This is a genomic window from Pseudomonas sp. MS646, from assembly GCF_036693845.1.
In the GTDB taxonomy this organism is placed as follows: Bacteria; Pseudomonadota; Gammaproteobacteria; order Pseudomonadales; family Pseudomonadaceae; genus Aquipseudomonas; species Aquipseudomonas chlororaphis_E.
Map to the genome: position 1 here is coordinate 3,185,041 of NZ_CP144763.1, position 21,571 is coordinate 3,206,611.

Annotated in this window: 15 protein-coding genes; 3 read left to right on the forward strand and 12 right to left on the reverse strand. The window is 62.3% G+C overall.

Annotated elements, in window-relative coordinates:
• Nucleotides 1–227: 227 nt before the first annotated feature.
• From V3H56_RS14095 to V3H56_RS14120, 6 genes are all read right to left on the reverse strand, one after another.
• Entirely contained in the window at nucleotides 228–1,565 is a 1,338-nt protein-coding gene (locus tag V3H56_RS14095) for a TolC family outer membrane protein (protein WP_042728840.1), read from the reverse strand.
• A gap of 13 nt (nucleotides 1,566–1,578) precedes the next feature.
• Nucleotides 1,579–2,913 (reverse strand): HlyD family type I secretion periplasmic adaptor subunit, encoded by a 1,335-nt coding sequence (locus V3H56_RS14100; RefSeq protein WP_042728841.1) that lies wholly within the window; start codon nucleotides 2,911–2,913, stop codon nucleotides 1,579–1,581.
• Nucleotides 2,910–4,685: a type I secretion system permease/ATPase gene (locus V3H56_RS14105; RefSeq protein ID WP_042728842.1), complete on the reverse strand. Its 1,776-nt coding sequence runs from the start codon at nucleotides 4,683–4,685 to the stop codon at nucleotides 2,910–2,912. The genes V3H56_RS14100 and V3H56_RS14105 overlap by 4 nt, the downstream gene beginning before the upstream one ends.
• A 75-nt stretch (nucleotides 4,686–4,760) precedes the next feature.
• On the reverse strand, nucleotides 4,761–5,183 hold the full coding sequence (locus V3H56_RS14110; protein ID WP_212803846.1) for an AprI/Inh family metalloprotease inhibitor: 423 nt from the start codon (nucleotides 5,181–5,183) through the stop codon (nucleotides 4,761–4,763).
• Nucleotides 5,184–5,259: 76 nt separating this feature from the next.
• A complete protein-coding gene (locus V3H56_RS14115) occupies nucleotides 5,260–6,717 on the reverse strand; it encodes a serralysin family metalloprotease (RefSeq protein WP_338473467.1) in 1,458 nt (485 codons plus the stop codon).
• Between the two features lie 332 nt (nucleotides 6,718–7,049).
• Nucleotides 7,050–7,955, reverse strand: coding sequence for a LysR family transcriptional regulator (locus tag V3H56_RS14120; protein ID WP_338473468.1), 906 nt, complete (start codon nucleotides 7,953–7,955; stop codon nucleotides 7,050–7,052).
• A 132-nt stretch (nucleotides 7,956–8,087) separates the two neighbouring features.
• Between V3H56_RS14120 and V3H56_RS14125 the strand changes: the two genes are divergently transcribed.
• Together V3H56_RS14125 and V3H56_RS14130 are read left to right on the forward strand one after the other, a co-directional pair.
• Nucleotides 8,088–9,530 (forward strand): MFS transporter, encoded by a 1,443-nt coding sequence (locus V3H56_RS14125; protein ID WP_338473469.1) that lies wholly within the window; start codon nucleotides 8,088–8,090, stop codon nucleotides 9,528–9,530.
• 193 nt (nucleotides 9,531–9,723) lie between these two features.
• Entirely contained in the window at nucleotides 9,724–10,002 is a 279-nt protein-coding gene (locus tag V3H56_RS14130) for a DUF1652 domain-containing protein (protein ID WP_003201764.1), read from the forward strand.
• Between the two features lie 205 nt (nucleotides 10,003–10,207).
• Here the strand turns inward: V3H56_RS14130 and V3H56_RS14135 are convergent, their stop codons facing one another.
• The 5 genes from V3H56_RS14135 to V3H56_RS14155 all read right to left on the reverse strand — a co-directional run bounded on the left by V3H56_RS14135 (nucleotide 10,208) and on the right by V3H56_RS14155 (nucleotide 19,356).
• Nucleotides 10,208–12,664 carry a UvrD-helicase domain-containing protein gene (locus V3H56_RS14135; RefSeq protein WP_338473470.1) on the reverse strand — a complete coding sequence of 819 codons (2,457 nt, stop codon included), beginning with the start codon at nucleotides 12,662–12,664 and terminating at the stop codon, nucleotides 10,208–10,210.
• Nucleotides 12,665–12,942: 278 nt separating this feature from the next.
• Entirely contained in the window at nucleotides 12,943–14,589 is a 1,647-nt protein-coding gene (pgm, locus tag V3H56_RS14140) for a phosphoglucomutase (alpha-D-glucose-1,6-bisphosphate-dependent) (RefSeq protein WP_053144664.1), read from the reverse strand.
• A 91-nt stretch (nucleotides 14,590–14,680) separates the two neighbouring features.
• A complete protein-coding gene (locus tag V3H56_RS14145; protein ID WP_338473471.1) occupies nucleotides 14,681–16,078 on the reverse strand; it encodes a PLP-dependent aminotransferase family protein in 1,398 nt (465 codons plus the stop codon).
• Nucleotides 16,079–16,174: 96 nt separating this feature from the next.
• Entirely contained in the window at nucleotides 16,175–17,665 is a 1,491-nt protein-coding gene (locus V3H56_RS14150; protein WP_338473472.1) for a hypothetical protein, read from the reverse strand.
• Between the two features lie 665 nt (nucleotides 17,666–18,330).
• Nucleotides 18,331–19,356, reverse strand: a complete 1,026-nt coding sequence (locus V3H56_RS14155) for a zinc-dependent alcohol dehydrogenase family protein (RefSeq protein ID WP_042730643.1) — start codon at nucleotides 19,354–19,356, stop codon at nucleotides 18,331–18,333.
• Between the two features lie 257 nt (nucleotides 19,357–19,613).
• Between V3H56_RS14155 and V3H56_RS14160 the strand changes: the two genes are divergently transcribed.
• A complete protein-coding gene (locus V3H56_RS14160) occupies nucleotides 19,614–20,528 on the forward strand; it encodes a LysR family transcriptional regulator (protein WP_042730644.1) in 915 nt (304 codons plus the stop codon).
• Between the two features lie 212 nt (nucleotides 20,529–20,740).
• Here V3H56_RS14160 and V3H56_RS14165 read toward each other — a convergent pair whose 3' ends face one another.
• Nucleotides 20,741–21,289, reverse strand: coding sequence for a hypothetical protein (locus V3H56_RS14165; RefSeq protein ID WP_338473473.1), 549 nt, complete (start codon nucleotides 21,287–21,289; stop codon nucleotides 20,741–20,743).
• Nucleotides 21,290–21,571 lie beyond the last annotated feature (282 nt).

Consider the following 21,571-nt stretch of genomic DNA (forward strand, 5'->3'; position numbering starts at 1 on the left):
GGCCTTGGGCACAAACACGCGACGGGTTCTTGCGGGTTGTTTTTTGTTATCAGTCTTCATCAACGAACCTTCCTTAGTGGCTGCAAAAATCCTGTGCTGACCTATGCCGGTCCCCGTGGCGAGGGAGTTTGCTCCCGCTGGGCTGTGCAACAGCCCCTGCTTGTGAGCGCTTCGCACTCAAGCGGGAGCAAGCTCCCTCGCCACAAAGGCCGGACAGCCATCCCTAGTCAATGGCTGACGAACGCCTCATCCACCTTCGCCAGGTCCTGCGCCCCCAGCGTGCCGGCGTAGTAATGCAATTTGGTCCAGGCCATGAGGTAGTCGTAGCGGGCCTGGGCCAGGTCGCGGCGAGTGGTGTAGAGCTGTTGCTCGGCATTGAGCGCGTCGAGGTTGACCCGCTCGCCGCCGAGGATGCTTTGCCGGGTCGAGACCACCAGCGCTTCGGCCGAACCCAGGGCTTTCTGGTAGGCGCGCAATTTGTTCACCCCCGAGACGCAGGCGCTGAACTGGCGGCGCAATTCGATCAGCGTCTCGCGGGTCTTGGCGTCCAGCTCGTATTCGGCCTGCTCCATGTTGCGGCTGGCCTGGCGGGTGGACGCCGAGACCCCGCCGCCGGCGTACAGCGGCACGCTGATCTCGACGCCAATGGTGTTGGTGTCGTAGCGCTGGTTGTAGGTGTTGCCGCTTTCCGACTCGTTCTGGCGCATGGTCGCGTAGGCACTGACTTTCGGTAGATGCCCGGCGCGGTTGCGCTCGACCTCGAAACGCGCGACATCCACGGCCTGGCGCTGGGAGGCCAGGTTCGGGTTGTTGCTCACCGCCAGCTCATGCCAGCTGTCGAAGTTGGCCGGTTGCAGGCTGAAGGTCTGGAACGTGTCGTTCAGCGGTGCCAGATCGCCGATGTCCAGGGCCGGCACGCCGATCAACGCCCCCAGTTCGCGCAGGGACGCATCCTGCTCGTTGCGAGCCTCGATCTCTTCCGCCGTGGCCAGTTCGTAGCGCGATTCGGCTTCAAGGATGTCCGTACGCGTGCCTTCGCCCTGGCGAAACAGCTCCTCGTTCTGGTGGAACTGCTGCTCGAAGGCCTTTTTCTTCGCCAGGGCAATGTCGATCTGGTCCTGGGCGAACAACGCCTGGGTGTAATAACTGAGCACCCGCACCAACAATTCCTGGCTCTTGCCGCGAAAGTTCTCGTCGGCGAACAGCGCCTGGGCGACGCCCTTGCGGTACGCCGCGTAAGCCTCGTAGTCCAGCAAGGGTTGTTGCAGGGTCAGGCTGGAGCCGTAGCTGCTGTAGTTGCGATCATCATGCTGGCTGGCGCCACGGTCATTGAGGTAGGTGACTTTCGATTGGTTGCGGCCCTTGTTGTAGCTGTAGCCCAGGTGCGGCAGCAGCCCGGCACGACCAATGGCGCGGTTCTCCAGGCCCGCATCGCGTTCCTTGATCGCCCCCAGGTAGACCGGGTCGTTGCGCAGGGCCTGCTCATAGAGTTCAAACGGGCCCATGGCCCAGGCGTGGTCGCACGCGCAAATGGCCAACAGGGCCAACCGGAAAAAACGCTTCATACCACAGCACACCTTATTCTTCGGTCAACGCAGAGCCAGCTCGGTCGAGCAGCGGTTTGAACAGGTAATTCAGGAGCGAGCGCTCGCCGGTGCGCACGAACATCTCCGCCGGCATGCCGGGCTTGATCACCAGGCCATTGAGCTTCTCCAGCGCACGGTCGCTGACGCTGCTGCGCAGGACGTAGTAAGGCGCACCAGTCTTCTCATCGATCATCTGGTCGGCGGACACCAGGCTGACTTCCCCCGGCACCCTCGGCGTGCGGTTCTGGTTGAAGGCGGTGAACAGGATGTCCACCGGCAAGTGCGTACCGACCTTGTCGACCAGGTTCACCGGCAAGTGCCCTTCCACCTCCAGGCGCGTGCCTTGGGGCACGATCTCCAGCAAGGTGTCGCCTTGGCGCACCACCGCGCCTTCGGTGTGCACACCGAGGTTGACGGCGATGCCGTCGGCGGTGGCGAGGATCTCACTGTGTTGCAGCTCGAACCCGGCGGACTTCAACTGCTGCTGCAAGGTTTCGCTCTTGAGCTGGGCGTCGGCCAGTTGACTGCGGACTTCTTTCTGGTATTCCTCGCCGTGCTGCTGCAGTTTGAGCCGCGACTCGACAATCCCCTGCTCCACCCGGCCGCTTTCGCCGCTGTTCTGCGCCAGTTCCTGCTGCACCTGCGACAACTGCCGCTGATAGTCCAGCAGTCGGTTACGCGGGATGTAGCCGTTGTCCGCCAAGGGTTGCAGGTTGCCCAATTGCAATCGCAGTGATTCGGCCTGGGCCGTCAGGTCACTGCGGGCGCGGCGCATGCCCGCCAGTTGCGCGGTGGCGCCGTCGATACTGGCGCGCAATGCCGCCTGCTCGCGGGCGAAGGCTTCGCGGCGGCTGCTGAACAGTTGCCGCTGGCCTTCGAGCACCAGGGCCAAGCGCGGGTCCGGGTCGTGGCTCAACTCGGCCGGGAAGCTCACACGGGCCAGGTTATCGCGCTCGCTCTGCCAGCGTGCCAGGCTGGCCCAGGCCATGCGGTACTGGGCTTGCAGCGATTGGACGTCGGCGTCGGCCTGGGTCTGGTCCAGGCGAAACAGCGGTTGGCCCTGCCTCACCGCCTCGCCTTCGCGCACCAGGATCCGGCTGACCACGCCGCTGCTCATCGACTGCACCGCCTTGCGCTTGCCAGACACCACCACGGTGCCCTGGACCGGGATGCCCTGGTCCAACGGCGCCAGGCTGGCCCAAGTGAAGAAACTGCCGGCGCCAATGAGCGCCAGTGCCCAGCCGATGCGGGTGAAAAACCGCGCATCGCGCTCGGGGCTTTCGAAGATCCGGGTGTGTTCGAGGTTCATGTCGCGATCCTGGCTCATGCGCCGCTCGGCTTGTTGGCTGTCGGGTAGTGGCGGCTCATGCTCAGGCCGGTGGGGGCGGCCTGGGGTTTGTCCCGGGCCGACTCCGCCTGGCCGGACAACGCCCGCAGCACGTCCTGGCTGGGGCCGAAGGCCTGCAAGCGGCCTTCGTTGAGCACCAGCAGCTTGTCGGCCTGGGCCAATGCCGAGGAACGATGCGTCACCAGCACCACGCTGGTGCCCTGGGCTTTCATCTGCGCGATGGCACTGGCCAATGCCGCTTCGCCCACCGTGTCCAGGTTGGAATTGGGCTCATCGAGCACCACCAGGCTCGGCCGGTCATACATCGCCCGGGCCAGCGCCACCCGTTGCTTCTGCCCGCCCGAAAGACCGCTGCCGTCTTCCCCCAGCACCGTGTCGTAGCCCTGGGGCATGCGCAGGATCAGTTCATGAACGCCGGCCTGTTGCGCCGCGGCAACGACCTTCTGCGGGTCGGCCTCGCGAAAGCGAGCGATGTTCTCGGCAATGCTGCCGCTGAACAGCTCGATGTCCTGGGGCAGATAGCCGATGTAGGGACCCAGTTGGTCGCGGTTCCAACGATGGATGTCGGCCCCATCGAGGCGCACGGTGCCACCCAGGGTTGGCCAGACGCCCACCAGCACCCGGGCCAGGGTCGACTTGCCGGACCCCGATGCGCCTAATACGCCGAGCACTTCCCCCGCCGCCAGGCTGAAACTGACCTGTTGCAGCGTCGCGTTGCGTTGCCCCGGCGGGCCGGCACTGACCTGTTCAAAGCTGACCTGGCCCTTGGGCGCCGGCAGCGCCATGCCTTCGTCTCGGGGAACAAACGCCTGCAACAGCGCATCGAGGCGGCGATAGGCCAACTTGGCGCCGCTCCACTGCTTCCACACGGCGATCAACTGGTCGATGGGGCTCAGCACCCGCCCCATCAGGATCGAGCCGGCGATCATCATCCCGGCGGTCATCTGGCCCTTGATCACCAGCAGCGCGCCTAAACCCAAGACCAGGGATTGCAGGCACAGGCGCAAGGTCTTGCTCACGGAACTGATCACCGCGCCGGTGTCGCTGGCCCGGTTCTGCAGGCCGAGGAACCGCGAATGCACGGCGAACCAGCGGCTGCGCAGCGCGTCGAGCATGCCCATGGCCTGGATGGTCTCGGCGTTGTGCAAATGGCTGGTCGCCAATTGGCTGGACTGCTGCGAATAGACACTGGCCTGCCCCAGCGGCTTGCGGGTCATGACCTCGTTCAGGCAGGCCAGGCCGATCAACAACGCCGTGCCGACACTGGCGAACACCCCGAGCCAGACATTGAACAGGTAGATCACCAGCAGGTAGACGGGAAACCACGGCGCATCGAAGAACGCGAACAGCGCCGGCCCGGTGACGAATTGGCGCAGTTGGGTCAGGTCGCCCAAGGACTGCCCGGCGTTGCCCTCGCCCTGGCGCAGGTTGCGCTCGAACGCAGCTTTGTATACCTGGAGGTTGAAACGTCGCTCCAACTGGCTGCCGATGCGGATGACGACGAAACTGCGCACCATCTCCAGCAACCCGATGAACACAAAGAAGCCGACAACCATCAGCGACAACATCAACAAGGTCGTTTCGTTTTGCGAGGACAGCCCACGGTCATAGACCTGGAGCATGTAGATCGACGGCGCAAGCATCAGCACATTGATCAATGCGGTAAAACATCCGACGCTGATCAAAATACTTTTATATTCGCCCAGGGCTTTAAACAGCGGCACCGCCCCGGCACTCCTTGCCTTATTCATGCATCTTCCTTGCGTGTTGGCTGTATCAGGCCGCCTGGCCGTTAATCAACTTACTGATTTTTAGCGCCACTGTGGTTAGTGCGTGACTTGCGACTTATTACGTTCAAGCCTAACTACCAAACCGGACTTCAACGTCACTTGATAACGGTCTTGCTGGCGCAGCCCCAGATGAACCCGGGTGTTGTGCTGGCCGATCAACGAAAGACCGTCGGGTTCGGTAAACCACTGCACCGGTTCCTCTCCCAACCAATGCCCCAGGCATTCGGTTTGCCCGCCCAGGGTCTGGTCTACCTTGAGTTCCACCAGGCAGGTGTTGGAGGGTTTGTCCTGCAATGCCTGGCTCTGGGCGTCATCCTGTGGGCCCGACAGCACGGCCAGCCATTGACCGGCCAACTGCGAGGGTTCTATCAACAACAGGCTGCGGGCCATGGTGGCGTCTCCGAAAAACAGCATCAGCGTAGCGAGTGTCCAGGCGGTTGCCGAAAGCCTGCAAGGCATGGTGTGTTCTCGCGTTCAAAAGGTCTGGATTGTGTGGCGAGGGGCGTTACCCCTCGCCACGTTACTCAAGCTGACATCACGCTACGATATCCGTGACCGCCGCCTGGCCGACGGTGTTGACCAGGAAGTCCGCCACGCCATGCCCGGAGAAGTCCACCGACAGCAGGCTGTTGCCACCCGATGTCGACAGCACGGCGTCGCCCGCGGCACCGGTGAACGCGTTCACGAAGTGCAGGCCCGCGCCCTTGGTGATGCCGGTCAGGTCGATCTTGTCCAGGCCGCTGACAAAGTCGAGGATCTGGTCCGCCGCACCGGGCCGCGAGTCGCTGCTGGCCGCGAACACGAAAGAGTCCGACCCCGAGCCGCCCCACAGTTTGTCGGCTCCACCCGCCCCCCAGAGGATGTCGTTGCCAGCACCGCCCTTGAGTTCGTTGGCGACCGCGTTGCCGATCAGCAGATCGCTGCCCGAACCGCCGATGGCGTTCTCAACGATCGCGCCCTTGGCGATGGACACGTTGCCCACCAGGCCACCCACGTCAGAGAACGAGGCATCGTTGAGGTTGATCTTCTGGTTCTGGGTGAAGCCGGAGAAGTCAAGGGTATCGCGACCGCCCGCGTCCCAGACCGAGAACACGACTTTGTCCGAGGAGGACGTGGCACTGAGGAAATCCCGGCCGGCGTTGGAGTTGAAACCGTAGGTGGTATCGCCCGTGCGGATGCTGGTGTTGGCGCCGTAGAGTTTTTGGATGGCCGCAATGTCATCCATCAGCGGGCCGGAGGAATAGGCTTCGACGCCGCCCTTGCTGAAGTTCTGGTTGGTGTTGCTCTCACTCCAGTAACTCATGACGCTGTAGCCGCGAGTGTCCTGGCCATAGGTGGCGTCATCGTAGGTCGGTGCGCCTTCGCCGGCGTTGTAGTCACCGGGGTGCGCCAGGCCCAGGGTGTGACCGATCTCGTGGGTCAGGGTCTGGCGACCGTAGTTGTTCAGGTCAGGGTTCTTGTTCTGGGTGTAGCCGCTGTTGATCAGGTACCACGAGGTGCCGTCGTAGCCGGCACCGGTGCCCGGCAGGTAGGCGAATGCCGCCGCGCCATCCTGGCCGCTGCTGTAGTTGCCGAAGGTCATGTGACCGTCGCCGCCGCTGGCCTTCTCGGTAAACGTGACGTTGGCCACGTCTGCCCAGGACTGCATCGCCAGGGCTGCCTGGGCTTTCTGCTGGGCGCTGAACTGGCTGAAGCCGCTGATGCCATGCTTGTTCATGGTGCTCGAAGAAGCGGACGTCAGGAACGTGTAGGTCAGCTCGATCTTGCCGCTGCCATCGCGGTCCTGGTACGCCGCGCCGTCACGCAGCAGCTGCGTGGCCGCCTGGTCGACGGAATAGGACGGTTTGCCGTTGACGGTCAGGTTGCCGCCACGATCGTATTGGTGGCTGAAACTATTGATCTGATTGAACGCACTGCTGGCGGCCGCCAATGATTGCGGGGCCCAGAGCAGTTGTTCGGCGGAATCAATAGCGCTGTTTTTGACTTTCGACATAAACACACTTCCTTGTTTGCAAATGGAACATTTTTCAGACGACAGGCGATCTCTGGCGAGATCGTCCTATCACTCGCCCAATGAGGGACGTAAGAAACCTGACACAATTGGAAATCAAACGTCTAGCAGTTTTTTCGAGGTCAATTTCTGTTCCCAGCCTTCATGCCCACAAACAACAGGTTTCGCCCGTTACGCACTCACTAGTTAAAAATTCGAATGCCGATTGTCGGACAAAACTCTATTTAAATATTAAATAGCGACAACTAACAATTTGCCCGAAAGCCGCACTTACGCCAACTAAGTGCCAGCGAAATGCTATTAATCAATATCTACTAAATCGCCATGGATTTGCGCGCGCACACTTCCCGCAGGCAGCCCCGAAGCCAGCGATGCACCGGGTCGGCATCCATACGCGGGTGCCACAGCATGGCAATGGTGAACTCAGGCACCGGAAACGGCAGCGCGAAGCTGTGCATGCCCATGCGCAGGCTGGCGGTGTAGCGCGCCGGCACGCTGGCAACCAGGTCGCTGGAGCGGGCCAGCCCCAACGCCGACGAAAAGCCTGGCACGGTGGTGACAATGTCCCGCGACAGGCCCAATGGTTCCAGGATCCGGTCGATGGGCCCTTGATCGAGAAAACGCATCGAAACCCCGATATGCCCGCACGCCGCATAGCCCTCGGCAGTGACGACGGCCTGGCTCAGCGGGTGTCCGGCGCGCACCACCCCGATCAAGCGATCACCGAACAGCGCCTGGGTCCGCAGTTCCGGGCTGGTGTCCTTGTCGACGACCGCGGTTTCCAGGTCCACGGTACCCTCGCGCAACGCCGTGCTGTCGCGATTGGCCTTCTCCACGAAACGCAGGCGTACGCCGGGCGCCTGCTCGTTGATGCGGGCAATCAGGTCGATGGCGAAGTTCTCGACGAAGCCCTCGCGGGTGCGCAAGGTGAAGGTTCTGTTCAACTGACCCAGGTCCGGCGTCGCGACCGGCCGCAGCACCGCCTGGGCCTCTTGAACCAGATGGCTGACCTGTTCGCGCAGCGCCAGGGCACGGGGCGTTGGCACCAGCCCTCGCCCGGCCCTGACCAGGAGCGGATCCCCCGTGGTTTCGCGCAACCGGGCCAGCGCCCGACTCATCGCCGACGGGCTCAACCGCAGTCTTCGCGCCGCACGGGCCACGCTGCCTTCGGACAGCAGCACATCCAGGGTGACGAGCAAATTGAGGTCGGGAACGGACATGGCAGGGCCCTAGCGTAAATAGATGGCGTTGGGTGCAGCTATAACGTGCAAACGCTGCGTCTTCCGCCATGTTATGCCCAGGCGTAACGTTCTGACAGCGCCACGTTCAAGGCCGCAGACACAGGTGACCCAATGAAAACCCATGTTCCGCCGACAACCACCCACCCCCTTCCCTCTGCCTCGCGCGGGGCCTTGGCCAGCTTGGCGCTTTCGACGCTGCTGGCGTCCCTGGGCGCGAGTGTCGCCACGGTGGGCTTGCCGACCCTGGCCCAGGCATTCGAGGCATCCTTCCAGCAAGTCCAGTGGGTGGTGCTGGCGTACCTACTGGTAATAACCACGCTGATTGTCAGCGTCGGGCGCCTGGGGGACCTGATGGGTCGGCGCAGACTGTTATTGATCGGCATCGCGCTGTTTACGGCCGCCTCGGCAGGCTGCGGCGCGGCGCCTTCGCTAGGCTGGCTGCTCACCAGTCGGGCCCTGCAAGGCCTGGGTGCCGCCATCATGATGACGCTGACCCTGGCCCTGGCCAGTGACACCGTCAGCCAGGGCAAGACCGGCAGCGCCATGGGCTTGCTGGCAACGTTGTCGGCGGTGGGCACCGCCCTCGGGCCGAGCCTGGGGGGAGCACTGATCAGCGGCTTTGGCTGGCAGGCCCTGTTTCTGATCAATGTGCCCCTCGGCGTGCTTACCCTGGTACTGGCCTGGCGCTCGCTGCCGGTGCGACCACCCCAGGCGACTGGCGCGCGCTTCGATGTCTACGGCACGCTGGTGCTGGCAGCCACCCTCGGTGCCTACGCCCTGGCCATGACCTCCGGGCGTGGCGACTTTGGCGGGCGGAATGTGGTGCTGTTGCTGATTGCGGCCCTGGGCGTCGGGCTGTTTGTGTGGGTCCAATCCCGGGCCGTCTCGCCGCTGATCCCGTTGACCGCATTCCGGGACCGCCTGTTGGTGTCCGGGTTGGCAACGAGTGCCGTGGTCGCCACGGTGATGATGGCGACGTTGCTGGTCGGCCCCTTCTACTTGTCGATCGCCCTTGGCTTGCCGGCGGCACTCGTCGGCCTGGTGCTGGCGGTGGGTCCCTGCGTGGCCGCGCTGGCCGGCGTCCCGGCCGGGCGCCTGACCGACCGCATTGGTGTGCGCCCCATGCGCCTGGCGGGACTGGCCACCATGGTCCTTGGCAGCCTGATGCTGTCGCTGGTTTCACCGGCGCTCGGCATCGGCGGCTACCTTGGCGCCATCGTGGTGACGACCCTCGGCTACGCTTTCTTCCAGACGGCCAACACCACCGCCGTGATGGCCAATGTGGCCGCCCACCGGCGAGGCGTGATTGCCGGCCTGCTCAACCTGTCGCGTAACCTGGGCTTTTTCACGGGGGCATCGGTGCTGGGAGCGGTATTCGCCCATGCGTCGGCGACGCCTGATATCGGCAATGCCAGCCCCGAGGCGATCGCAAGCGGCCTGCACACCACCTTCGCCGTCGCGCTGGCCCTGGTCGTCCTGGCCCTGCTCATCGCCTTCAAATACCGCGCGCCAGAGCCCTTGCGCGAGGTTCAGGATGGCCTGCCCGAAGCATGATGGCAAAACAGAATCTACCGTTTAGGCCTTGATGCAGATCAAAAGAATTGAACCAATCGCTAAACGGACTGAAAAAAGCCACATGACATTCATTTTCAGGTGCTATTTTTAGTTCTCACTGGTAGGGCCAAGATGGCTCTTCCTTCCTGACATGAGCAAAAGGAAGCGCTCGATTGAAGAAGGTGGGCAACACATGAATAAAGGATCTTTCAGCAAGGTTACCTTCCCCAACGCCTGCCAGCTGATGCGCTGGCACTTTCATCCAATGGGCTTTGAAGCCAGCATGGACGCACCCGGCAGCATGGTCGCCCGATTGTTTGACCGTGCCAGTGGCGAGACCATGATCGCCATCGCCGGCATCCCCTGCGCAACCGTGATGAACGCCCCGGATGTGGAGCGCATCATTGAAGCAGTGGAAGCCGAGCTGGAAGCCTTCGTGCCACCGGTTGGCTTGCGCAGGTTTGCTTCCTGACCGATCAACTCACCCGCTCCACCAGTTGGAGCGGGTCGCGTCACAGCCATCGCGTTCCCCTAACCCCCCTGTGGGAGCGAGCTTGCTCGCGAAGGGGTCAGCTTGGCCGCCCTCTTACTGTCTGATCTACCGCTTTCGCGAGCAAGCCCGCTCCCACAGGGGCCGAGCCGATTGCAGTTGCTCCTCACCGCCCACTTGGCCTGCCTCAACCATTGCGGGCCCGCCGATGGTCCGCAAAGAACGGTTTGCCCGTGCCGATACGATCCGAAGCCTTGGGGGCGTTCGCCGCCTGGCCATCCGGGGCATCGACATACCAGTAGCAGTGCTGCACCGCGCGGGTGATGCCCACATACGCCAGGCGCAGGATCTCGTCCTTTTGCGCAGTGTCGTAGGGTTCGGTATCGCCGTCGTGGCCCAGCCCGGCCATTCGGTAGACCTGGTTCTTGTAGGGCGAGCGGGTCAGGTGCTGGCAATCGCCTAGCAGGAACACCGCATCAGCTTGTAACCCCTTGGCGCTGTGATAGGTCATTTGCCTGAGCCGTCGTGTTTCGTGCGGCAAGCTAGAATCCACATTAACAGTTGGCGAAATATACTTTTCAATCAATGATTTATCGCTGCTTTTTCGATACAACATCAAGATTGAATCGCCCTTTTGATAGTGTTCTTCAAGCCGCCGAGCCAGGCCTTCGTCATCCCGATCCAACACGTTGACCGGGCTCAACGATCGAGGCTGGCCGCTCGCCTTGGCCTTTTTCCCGGGGATCGCGGCGGCCGCTCGCACGATGTGCTCGGCGGCATCGATGATGTGCTGATGACTGCGGTAGTTATCGGTCAGCATCACCCGCGTGGTCGCCGGCGACGGGAACTGCTTGTTGAACGCCATGAAAAAGCTTGGCGAACTGCCGCGCCAGCCATAAATCGATTGCCAATCATCACCGACGCACAGCAACGAAGAACGCTGGGCGCCGCGCCCCACGTGCATCGCCGGGCCTCGGCTGCGCACTTCGCGAAGGCTGGCGCGCAACCAGGAGACGATTTGCGGCGAAACGTCCTGGAACTCGTCGATCATCAAGTGCGACAGGGGCCTGAGCATGCTGTCGCTCAATAGCTTGAAGTTTTCCGGCGTGTGCTCGCTGAACAACGCGAACATCCGGTTGTAGGTCATGATCGGTGGCGACTGGTCCAGCAGGTGATCCTCGAACGCCCGCCAGTAGCGGCTCAATGCCTCGAAGAAGTAACGGTCAGGGTCATCCTGGGCAAACGACATCCGCCCCACGGCATCCGGTACATCCAGGCCAAGGTTCTCGATAAAACCTGCGGCGGCGACAAAACAGTCCAGCAACGGCGCCGAGGCCAGTTCGCCCTTGACCTTGTAATCGAAGCCGGGACCGGCGCTGGCATCCCCCGCCAGCGAAGCCAGAACACGCTTGGATGACTCATAGCTTTCAATCCAAATCAAAGGCTTACGACAGAAAGCTTGAAATAAGGTGCGCTTTACCGCCCACTCGGCGCGCACACTCAGCTTGGCCCCCGGACGGCTCAGGCGAGCATCTTCCCGCGGATCGAAACCCAGCACGACCCAAGCATCCAAGGACGGGATGTAGCCGTGGCAGCGAAAGGTCGAGCCGTTGATTTCAAAGGCTTGCCGCTTCGACTCGACGCCTTTGATAGGCCAGGCGCCGGCGCGCACCCACAAGTCTTCGATCGCGTCACACAACGCCTCATCGCGCTGGGCCGCCAACTCGGTCACGGCCACACGTTTTTGCACGTCCGGGTGATCGCGCTCCAGTTCCTTGAGTTGCAGCGCATGCCGGGACAGCGGCTTGATCAGCTCGCGAAATCGCTCGTCCCGTTGGTAAAGCCGGTGGTAGCAGGCATTGAGATGCTGGCGCTGGACATCATTGATGCGCAAATCAAAGGGGTTGCCCTGCCCATCGTCGTCATTCACCTCGCGGTGGCTGAGGGCCTCGAACGCTTGAAGGCGCTCGAACCCGGGCAGGCTGCGGACCATCGGCAAGATCCGCGAGTGGAAGGTGCGCACCAGATCACGCGCCTGCTTGAGGCTGATCGCACGCCCCCAGAGGCCAAATACGTCGATCAGCTTCTGGATGAAGTCCTTGCGCGACTCCCGGGTAAACGTCACCACGGTCATCGAGTCCAATTCGAAACCCAGGTAATGCACCAGCAACAGGATGCGCAGCACCAGCGTCGTGGATTTGCCCGCGCCCGCCCCGGCGACCACCGAGGTCGAGGGGGTGTCACTGAAAATCATTTTCCATTGCGCGGCGCTGGGTTGCCCATGGGCCGGCAGCAACCGGGCGACATCGGCCTTGATACGCTTCTTCAATTCGGCGTTCAACGGCAGGCGCCAGTCATCGAACAGCGAGTCATCGACCTGCGGGGCCGGGTGCTCCGTGCTGCGGGAATCACGGATCAACAGGACCTGACGTCCATCTTCCAGCCCTTCTTTATAGCCATAGTCAAAACCGGCGGTATGGCCGCTGCGAAACCCGTCGGCCTGGCCGTGCAGCCAGGAACTGCGGTGCTGGGCTCGAAGCCGTGTCAGGCCATGACCAAAAAACCGCGCCGCCAGGCGTTTAAGCCACGGCATCTGCGCAAGAGGCAAGAGATCGGGAGGAAGATCGGGAGTGTGTTGCGACACGCGTAGGAACTCCGGTGTTCTGAAACATGGCAGACATGGTGTCTGCATTTGCCGTCAGGTTCCACCAGAAATCTTATTTGTCATGGGGTTAGGCGATGAAGTGAAAGGTATCTGGAGCTTTAAAGGCTTGTGTAGGGACGAGCCTGCTTGCGAAGGCGGTGCTTCAGTCGACATCTCTGTTGAATGTACTACCGCCTTCGCGAGCAAGCTCACTCCCACAGGAGGCGGATTGGCGTCATGCCTGGGGAAGTCATCTTCCACAGGCATGAACGCCCCACTCACTGCCCGGAGATCGCCCCGTCCACCAGGGTTTGCGCTTCGGCCACCAGTTGTTTGAGGTGATCTTCACCAATGAAGCTCTCGGCGTAGATCTTGTAGATATCCTCGGTGCCCGACGGACGAGCCGCAAACCAGCCGTTTTCGGTCATGACCTTCAGCCCACCGATGGCCTGGTCGTTGCCCGGCGCGTGGCTGAGGATGTTCTGGATCTTCTCGCCGGCCAGTTCGGTGGACGCCACCTGCTCCGGCGACAATTTGCTCAACAATGCCTTCTGCTGCGGGCTGGCCTTGGCGTCGACGCGCACCGAGAACGGCTCGCCCAACTCTTCGGTCAGGGCGCGGTAAGCCTGGCTGGGGTCACGACCGGTGCGAGCGGTCATTTCGGCCGCCAGCAGCGCCGGGATCAGGCCGTCCTTGTCGGTACTCCAGACGCCACCGTCCTTGCGCAGGAACGATGCGCCAGCGCTTTCTTCACCGCCGAAGCCCAGGGAGCCGTCAAACAGGCCATCGGCAAACCACTTGAAGCCCACCGGCACTTCATAGAGGCGCCGCCCCAGGCGCTTGGCCACGCGATCGATCAGGCCGCTGCTGACCACGGTCTTGCCCACGGCCGCATCGGCGCGCCATTGCGGCCGGTTCTGGAACAGGTAGTCGATGGACACCGCCAGGTAGTTGTTGGGAGCCAGCAGGCCTCCGGACGGCGTGACGATGCCATGGCGGTCATGGTCCGGGTCGCAGGCGAAGGCCACGTCGAAACGCTCCTTCAAGCCGATCAACCCTTGCATGGCGTGGCTGGAGGATGGATCCATGCGGATTTGCCCGTCCCAGTCGACGGTCATGAAGCGGAAAGTCGAGTCGACCTGGGTGTTCACCACGTCCAGGTCCAGGCGATAGTGCTCGGCAATCGCCGGCCAGTAGCGCACCCCGGCACCGCCCAGCGGGTCGACGCCCAGGCGCAGACCCGCCGCGCGGATGGCATCGAAATCGATGACGTTGACCAGATCGGCCACGTAACTGTTGACGTAGTCGTGACGGTGGGTCGTGCTCGCCTTCAGGGCTTGTTCATAGCTGATGCGCTTGACCCCGGCCAACTCATTGGCCAGCAGCTCGTTGGCCTTGGCCTCGATCCATTTGGTGATGTGGGTGTCGGCCGGGCCGCCGTTGGTGGGGTTGTATTTGTAGCCACCGCTTTGAGGCGGGTTGTGGGACGGCGTGATGACAATACCGTCCGCCAGCCCCGTGGTGCGGCCACGGTTGTAGCAAAGAATGGCGTGGGAAACCGCCGGTGTCGGGGTGTATTCGTCGCCCTCGGCGATCATCACGGTCACGCCGTTGGCGGCGAACACTTCCAGCGCGCTTGCGCCTGCCGGTGTCGACAGCGCGTGGGTATCGATGCCAATGAACAGCGGCCCAGTGATGCCCTGGGCTTCGCGGTACAGGCAGATCGCCTGACTGATGGCCAGCACGTGCCACTCGTTGAACCCCAGGTCGAAGGAACTGCCACGGTGGCCGGAGGTGCCGAACGCCACGCGCTGGGTGGCAACCGATGCGTCGGGGCGGCCGGTGTAATAGGCCGTCACCAGTCGCGGGATATCGATCAACAACTCTGCCGGTGCCGGCTTGCCCGCAAATGGACTGACTGTCATGCAAAACCTCTGGATAGAGTGGCTCGGGAAATGGGATGCAGTTTACTGACAGTTCGACCATGGCGCGATGGGTTCGATCCATCACCCGCCATTACGCGGGTTCGAGCCGCAGGGCATCGGCCAGTGCGCAGAGTGCCGCGTCCAGGTCCTGCGTGCCATTCAGGGCATGCGTCAGGCGCAGATGTTGTCCATACAGCCCCTGGAGGCTGAACAGTTCGCCAGGCGCGATGACGATGCGCTGGGCCAGCAGCCGCTGGAACACCCGCCGCAGGTCGACCTGCCGTGTCGACTGCAACCAGATCGTCGCCCCGCCCTGGGGCTCAGGCCAATGCAGGCTGTCCCCCAGCCGCTCGCGCAACAGCTGGTTCGCCGACACGGCGCTGTCGCGCAACAGGCGCCGCAACACCAGCAAGTGCTGGTCGACCCTGCCATTGCTGTACAAACGGGCGATGGCTTTCTGGCGAATGGGTGACAGGCGAAAAGCCCGTAACAGGAAATGGCGCTGCAGATGCAGGGTCAGCTGGCGCGACAGCACGTAGCCATACGGTGCTTCCGGGCCGATGGTTTTCTCGAAAGTGGAGTAGACGATCAGCCGATCGGGGTCGAGCAGGTCGCGAAACGGCACGGTGCCGGCTTCGAACGCCAGGTCGGTATAGCTGTCGTTCTCCAACACCCAGGTCCCGTGCCGCTCCAGCAGCCGGGCGACGGCACGGCGGTTCTCGTCAGGCACGAGGGTCCCCCTGGGCATGTTCAGGATCGAAGACAGCATCACCAGGCACACCGTTTCGTTCACCAGCAAGTGTTCGAGCTGTTCAAGATCGAAACCCCCGGCGGCCTGCAGCGGCAGTTCGATGACGTTGACCCCGGCCGCCTGCAGCAGGCGCAGGACCGTCCAGTCGCAGGGTGATTCAATCAATACAGTGGCGTCCCGGAGCGCCAGCGCAGCGATCAGGATCTCCAGGACGCCCCGCAGGTCAGCGCCCAGGTAGACATCGTCGGCATTCCAGCATCGGGCCGGCGAAGAGGTGTAGCGGGCCGCCAGCGCCGTGCGCAACTCCAGCTCACCCCAAGGCTGCGAGGGCATTTGCGGGGAACGCGGGTACTGGCGCAGCAACTCGCGTTCGAGCAGCAACAGCGGACTGTCCAGCGGCTGCATGGACGCCGGTTCATCGGCACTGAGCACCCGCATGCCCGGCCGTCGCACATTGACGTACAAGCGCTCCAGCAGGTCGTCACCGCCCTCGAGGCTTGCGACGCAAGGCACCGGCAACGCGTAGTAGCCGGATTTGGCGATCGAGTAGACCCGGCCTTCCTTTTCCAGCAGTGAATACGCGTACTGGATGGTGGAAATCGACACGTTCAGGCGCTCGGACAATTGCCGCAATGACGGCAGGCGCACCCGGGCATCGACCCCCATCTCGTTGATCAGCGTGGTCAGGTACCGATAAACCGCCTGGTAGGCGAAGTCTGTCTCCCGGCAGCCCTTCATGGCATCAGGCCCAGGCGGCGAGCCCTGCCCGGCCGTGCCGCAGCGCCCGGCGGCATGACGGGAAGCAGGGTGCAGGAAACCATCAAGCCTCGCTCCTCAATGCCGGGCCGAGCGTTCGCACAGGTCATCATCGCCCTGCTCGGCTTGTGCCGCGTCGACACCGTCCAAGGCCTGTTGCAGGTCATGTTCGGGCTGGTTTTCCAGCCGTTCCGAGCGCGTGACGCTCGACCGATACAACGTACCGAGCACGTCCATGGGCAAACCGCTGACATCGACCATCCAATGTGCCACCTGGTCGGCAATGGCCGCGCCCTGCATCGCCTTGTGCAGGTCCGGCATCGCCACCAGCATGCCCGGGTGGCAGCAGCGCAGGAAATGCTCCAGGCCCGCCCCCTCTTCCACGAACGGCGCAAACAGCATGCACACCAACTGCGTTTCGCTGAGCCCCATGATTTTCTGCGCCTCCTGGGCGGCCTGGACACGGCGCTGCGGGATTTGCAGGGGCGAGCCGAACATCGCCTGCGCCTGCTCGCAGGCGTATTCCGGCAGTTGCTTGCGGTGCATGATCATCACCGCGCGCTGCGCGTAGTCCCCATACCCGGCTTCATAGCTGCGCCCATGCAGATAGCAGGCCTGCAAGCCATGCAAGTGCGCCGACAGCAGCGGGCTGAGGTATTCGTTCTCGGACGTCGACGGAATGAGGTTCTCGGTCTGCACCCGCAGGAATTCATTGAACAAAGGCCAATTGGTGCCTTCCAGACGATCGACGGTCAAGTCATCGATACCGATGTGCCCCACCCGCCGACAGGCCTCGAAGTGACCTTCCGGCTGCCACGGGACCAAGTGCTCGGGACCGTAGACCTGCCCATAGAGCTCGCTGCCAAGGGTATCCAACTGGGCAAAGAGGCTGTCGAAACCGTTGCCGCTGTCGGCCACCAGGCCGATCTTGCCGGCCGCGCGCCGAAGCCCCGACATGAAGTTTTTCTGCTGGCGCGGCGTATCACTGCTGACCAGTGAGTCCACCCCCGCTTCCCAGCGCGCCATGTGCCGATAGAACTCCGCCATGGCCAGGTAACCCTCGTCCCCGACCTCCAGGGGGCTGTCCACCGAACGCAGGTGCCCCAGCACCAGCATGTCCATGCGATTGGCTTCGTGTCCCGCCACCGACAGCGGCTGCGTGTGATTGAACGGCACCACCTCGCGATTATCGGCCATCAGCAGCTCGACCCGAGGGTCGTCATAGACGAACAGCGCGCTGTAGCAGCGATGGATGTTTTCCAGGGTGGCCTGGGTGGTCTGGCTCAGGCGAGGCGTGGCCACGCGCAAGGCGAAGGTCGCTGGATGCCGGCCTGCGATGCTCAACTGTGCGGCTCGCAGTGCCGTCAGCACATAGAAGCCATCCCGGCTGCCGTTCTGCACTGTCAACACGCGATAATCACCCATCCGATCGATGCCTCCGGCGGCGACAATTAAACGCTGGATCAACAACTGCAATGCGGTTCGTTCTGCCCGGGAATAAAAACCCAACAGTCGCTGCAATACTTGTTGATACACGTGAGTCATTGCTTGCTCATGGATTGCACTCATAGCCATTTACCTGGAAATTCAACGGTCGGCGTCGCCTTCGCACCCACGGGCCGAGCGACGTATTGATCTGGATAGATTGTTCTAGTGCTGCAAAGAGTATTAGCAGTACATTCAAGCCTTGCTTGCTGTCATTATTTGATACATACGTTTGCGGATTCGCTCGCCGCCTTCAACCCGCCCCTGAAAGCCGCATGGGCACTGGACGTGGTTGATCCCCTAGCACGTCCTAGGAGATTTCCGACAACGTCCCACAGACAATGAGCACATGAAATAAGGAACTTGCCGAACTTGAATCGACGCCCCACTACAACCGGCACGATTGACGATCGGTAGATAGGCTTACACCAAGTAAGGCTCAATGCACCTTGATTATAATTTGAAGGGCAACCCCCTTCGGAAAAGTTATACCACGCCACGACTTCTTCCTTGAGACGAAAACAAGCGTTCAATTATCAGGACTTAAACAATGATTGGAAGATACAGATTAAGGACAAAAACCAGTTCAGATGCGGGCGGGCAAACAGATCAGAAAGAGACGGCCCCAGCCAGGGCACTTGGGCAGGCAGGTACCCGGCAACGAGACCGGCAGCACAGGAAGGAAAGGCAGGCGCTCAGGCCGTAGGCAGCGCAAGAGCCGGGACACTGACTCTTGCGCGAGGCGTCGATCAGGCAGGATCGACGACTTGGAGGGCAACACGTTCGCGGCAAGGACATTCGTCCATGTAGCGATGGGCTTCGACAAACTCGGTGAATGGGAAGATCCGGGTCTTGAGGGGCACCACCACGCGGTCTGCTGTCAGTTGGTTGATGTCGCGCAGGGCCCGTTGCAAAGCCACTTGGTCCTGGACGATGCCCAGTTCCGGCTTGCCGGTAAAGTTGCCGATGCAATGCACGAAGAACTGGATGTTCTTCTGGAACGCCGCACACGCCGGGAACGGCGTCTGGTTGCCGCCCTGCAGGCCATACAGCACCAGGCTGCCACGCGGTGCCAGCACATCGCCGAGCAGCGACATCTGCGGCCCGCCGAGGCCGTCGAAGACCACGTCGACGCCACGGTTGTCGGTCAGCTTGTTGATTTGCATCAGCAAGTCCTGCTCCTCGGTGACGATGACCTTCTCGGCCCCCAGGGACAACAGGTATTCACGCTCGTCGGCCGTCTTGGTCGCCGCGATCACCCGCACGCCCAGGGCCTTACCCAGTTGCACGAAGGACGGGCCGGCGCAGTGGCTGGCATCGGTGACCAGGGCGAACTGCCCCGGCTTGACCCGCGCCAGGTCGACGTAAGCGAAGTAGGCGATCAGCAACGGCGTGTAGTGCACGGCCGCCTCGATCGGGCTGAGCACATCAGGGTAACGGGTCAGCGCGGTGCGCGGCAGCACGATGACTTCACCGTACACCGGATAATCGTTAGGGCTCTCGGCCGGAAAGCTGGCGACCTTGTCACCCACGACCAGGTCGTCGACACCCTCGCCCACGGCCGTGACCACGCCGGCCATCTCATGGCCCAACCCGGAAGGCAGGCGGGCCTGGGACGAAGCCAGGTTCTGGCGCCACAAGGTGTCGTACCAACTGATGCCGATCGCTTCGACACGGACCTGCACTTCTCCTGGCGCAGGAAGAGCCGCCGCATGCTCTTCGCATTTGAGCACCTCGGCACCACCAAACTTGTGAAAACGGATCGTGCGGGACATCGCAAACCTCGTCAAAGTAACCTCTAATGCCATGAACTCTATCCGGGCTTTGTACCCAAGACCATCAGTGGCTATTAATAGTCGACATGCCTGTCATTGATTCCGCAGCAAGAAAATGAACCGTTCCTGTCGGCTTTATCCCTGGGAAACCCGAATTAGCCAGTGCAGAGTACCAGCCTTTCCCCGTAAGATTCATGCCGGCCATTGTTGCCATATGGCCGCCCACGTCAAGCTTACCGAATCAGCCAGGACCCCAGATGAATCGTAATGACCTGCGGCGTGTCGACTTGAACCTGTTGATCGTGTTCGAAACACTGATGCATGAGCGCAGTGTGACCCGTGCGGCCGAGAAATTGTTCCTCGGCCAGCCGGCCATCAGCGCCGCGCTGTCACGCCTGCGCAGCCTGTTCGATGACCCCCTGTTCGTGCGCACCGGCCGCAGCATGGAGCCTTCGGCCCGGGCGGTGGAGATATTCGCCCTGCTCTCCCCAGCCCTGGATTCGATTTCCACGGCGGTCAGCCGCGCCGCGGAATTCGACCCGGCCACCAGCACCTCGGTGTTTCGGATCGGCCTGTCGGACGACGCCGAATTCGCCCTGCTGCCGATGCTGCTCAAGCGCCTGCGGGCCGAAGCCCCCGGCATCGTGCTGGTGGTACGCCGCGTCAACTACATCCTGATGCCCGGACTGCTGGCCTCCGGGGAAATCTCCATCGGCGTCAGCTACACCGACGACCTGCCGGCCAACGCCAAGCGCAAGGTCTTGCGGCGCAGCATGCCCAAGGTCCTGCGGGCCGACACCGCGCCGGGACGCCTGACCCTGGACGAGTTCTGCGCCCGCCCCCATGCGCTGGTGTCCTTCGCCGGCGACCTCAGCGGCTTTATCGACGAAGAACTGGAAAAGCTCGAGCGCAAGCGCCACGTGGTATTGGCCGTACCGCAGTTCAACGGCTTGAGCACCTTGCTGGCAGGCACCGACATCATCGCCACCGTGCCCGACTACACCGCCGACGCCCTCACCGCCGCCGGCGGCGTGCGCGCCGAAGACCCACCGATACCGGTGCGCAGCTTCGAACTGCACATGGCCTGGCGCGGCTCCCAGGACAACGACCCAGGGGAGCGTTGGTTGCGGTCGCGGATTCAGATGTTCTTCGGCGACCCCGATAGCTTGTAAATGGAGTTCCAGTGAATTCCATAAAAACATAGCTGGCCACTGACGTAGACCACCCCGCGGTGCACCACGTCGGGTACAGAGTCGCCGCGCGGCGCGAGCGGTTCGGGGAGCGCGACACCGATTTGGGCAAGCTTTGCGCACGAGATCATGTGGGTTCCTGGTGATAGACAGACCGTCGGGAGCCGACAGCCTACTATCCGGAAACCTGCGGTTTACTTGCCCAGAATGTTCTTCAACGCAGCGGTGTGGCCGGCCGGGTCGTTTTCGCTGGACATCACTTCGATGATGGTGATCTTCTGATCGCTCATCGTCATCAGCGAGGCCATCAGCAGTTTCAGGCCGTTGAAATCGTCGGTGCCGTCCAGGCGGTACATCCTCAAGCCGTTCACCTGGATGGTCTTCTCGCTCGTCATGCGAAAGTTGGGTGAGGCGGCCTGCTGCTTATCCTTCAAGGTATCCACGGCAATGCGAAACGCAGCGTCCGGGGTGGTACCCGCAGTCGGCGCCGGACCTTCGGTAACAATGATGGCCCGCTCGCTTTTCGGATCGAAGTACATCGTGCCGCCGTTCTCGCTGTTCAAGATACGGGCCTCGACGCCTTCCAGCACGAAGTTCAGCTTGCCGCCTGCCAGGGACACCGATTGCGTGTCCGATACCGCCGTAGCGTTAGACGAGGCAGCAACTGCCATGGTGGCCGAGCCGCTCAAGGCAGTAAGCACGCACAAGGAAAGGGTCCAGCCCAACAGCAAATGCTTCGACATTGATAGCGCCTTATTTTTCAGGCCGTCGAATGCCGATGACCTGTCGCGCGAACAGCCTAGCTTACTTGCGTGCTCACTTGTCCAGTGATGTTGTTCACAGCCGCAGCGTGTCGCTTATATTTGCGGCCAACATGGGGTTGATACCCTTCGCGAGGAGCGCCCGTAGTTCTCAACCCTCGACGTATTGAGTGCGTTTTCACGCAGCCTGGGCCGAAAGCTGCCATTCGCGGGAGCAGGTGTATTAAGCCAGGGATCACGTAATGTGGAGCTTTTATCTAACGC

Bases quoted from the DNA above. Each gene is read 5' to 3' on its own strand.
- V3H56_RS14095 (WP_042728840.1), bottom strand. From the start codon at position 1,565: ATGAAGCGTTTTTTCCGGTTGGCCCTGTTGGCCATTTGCGCGTGCGAC.
- V3H56_RS14100 (WP_042728841.1), bottom strand. From the start codon at position 2,913: ATGAGCCAGGATCGCGACATGAACCTCGAACACACCCGGATCTTCGAA.
- V3H56_RS14105 (WP_042728842.1), bottom strand. From the start codon at position 4,685: ATGAATAAGGCAAGGAGTGCCGGGGCGGTGCCGCTGTTTAAAGCCCTG.
- V3H56_RS14110 (WP_212803846.1), bottom strand. From the start codon at position 5,183: ATGCCTTGCAGGCTTTCGGCAACCGCCTGGACACTCGCTACGCTGATG.
- V3H56_RS14115 (WP_338473467.1), bottom strand. From the start codon at position 6,717: ATGTCGAAAGTCAAAAACAGCGCTATTGATTCCGCCGAACAACTGCTC.
- V3H56_RS14120 (WP_338473468.1), bottom strand. From the start codon at position 7,955: ATGTCCGTTCCCGACCTCAATTTGCTCGTCACCCTGGATGTGCTGCTG.
- V3H56_RS14125 (WP_338473469.1), top strand. From the start codon at position 8,088: ATGAAAACCCATGTTCCGCCGACAACCACCCACCCCCTTCCCTCTGCC.
- V3H56_RS14130 (WP_003201764.1), top strand. From the start codon at position 9,724: ATGAATAAAGGATCTTTCAGCAAGGTTACCTTCCCCAACGCCTGCCAG.
- pgm (WP_053144664.1), bottom strand. From the start codon at position 14,589: ATGACAGTCAGTCCATTTGCGGGCAAGCCGGCACCGGCAGAGTTGTTG.
- V3H56_RS14145 (WP_338473471.1), bottom strand. From the start codon at position 16,078: ATGAAGGGCTGCCGGGAGACAGACTTCGCCTACCAGGCGGTTTATCGG.
- V3H56_RS14150 (WP_338473472.1), bottom strand. From the start codon at position 17,665: ATGAGTGCAATCCATGAGCAAGCAATGACTCACGTGTATCAACAAGTA.
- V3H56_RS14155 (WP_042730643.1), bottom strand. From the start codon at position 19,356: ATGTCCCGCACGATCCGTTTTCACAAGTTTGGTGGTGCCGAGGTGCTC.
- V3H56_RS14160 (WP_042730644.1), top strand. From the start codon at position 19,614: ATGAATCGTAATGACCTGCGGCGTGTCGACTTGAACCTGTTGATCGTG.
- V3H56_RS14165 (WP_338473473.1), bottom strand. From the start codon at position 21,289: ATGTCGAAGCATTTGCTGTTGGGCTGGACCCTTTCCTTGTGCGTGCTT.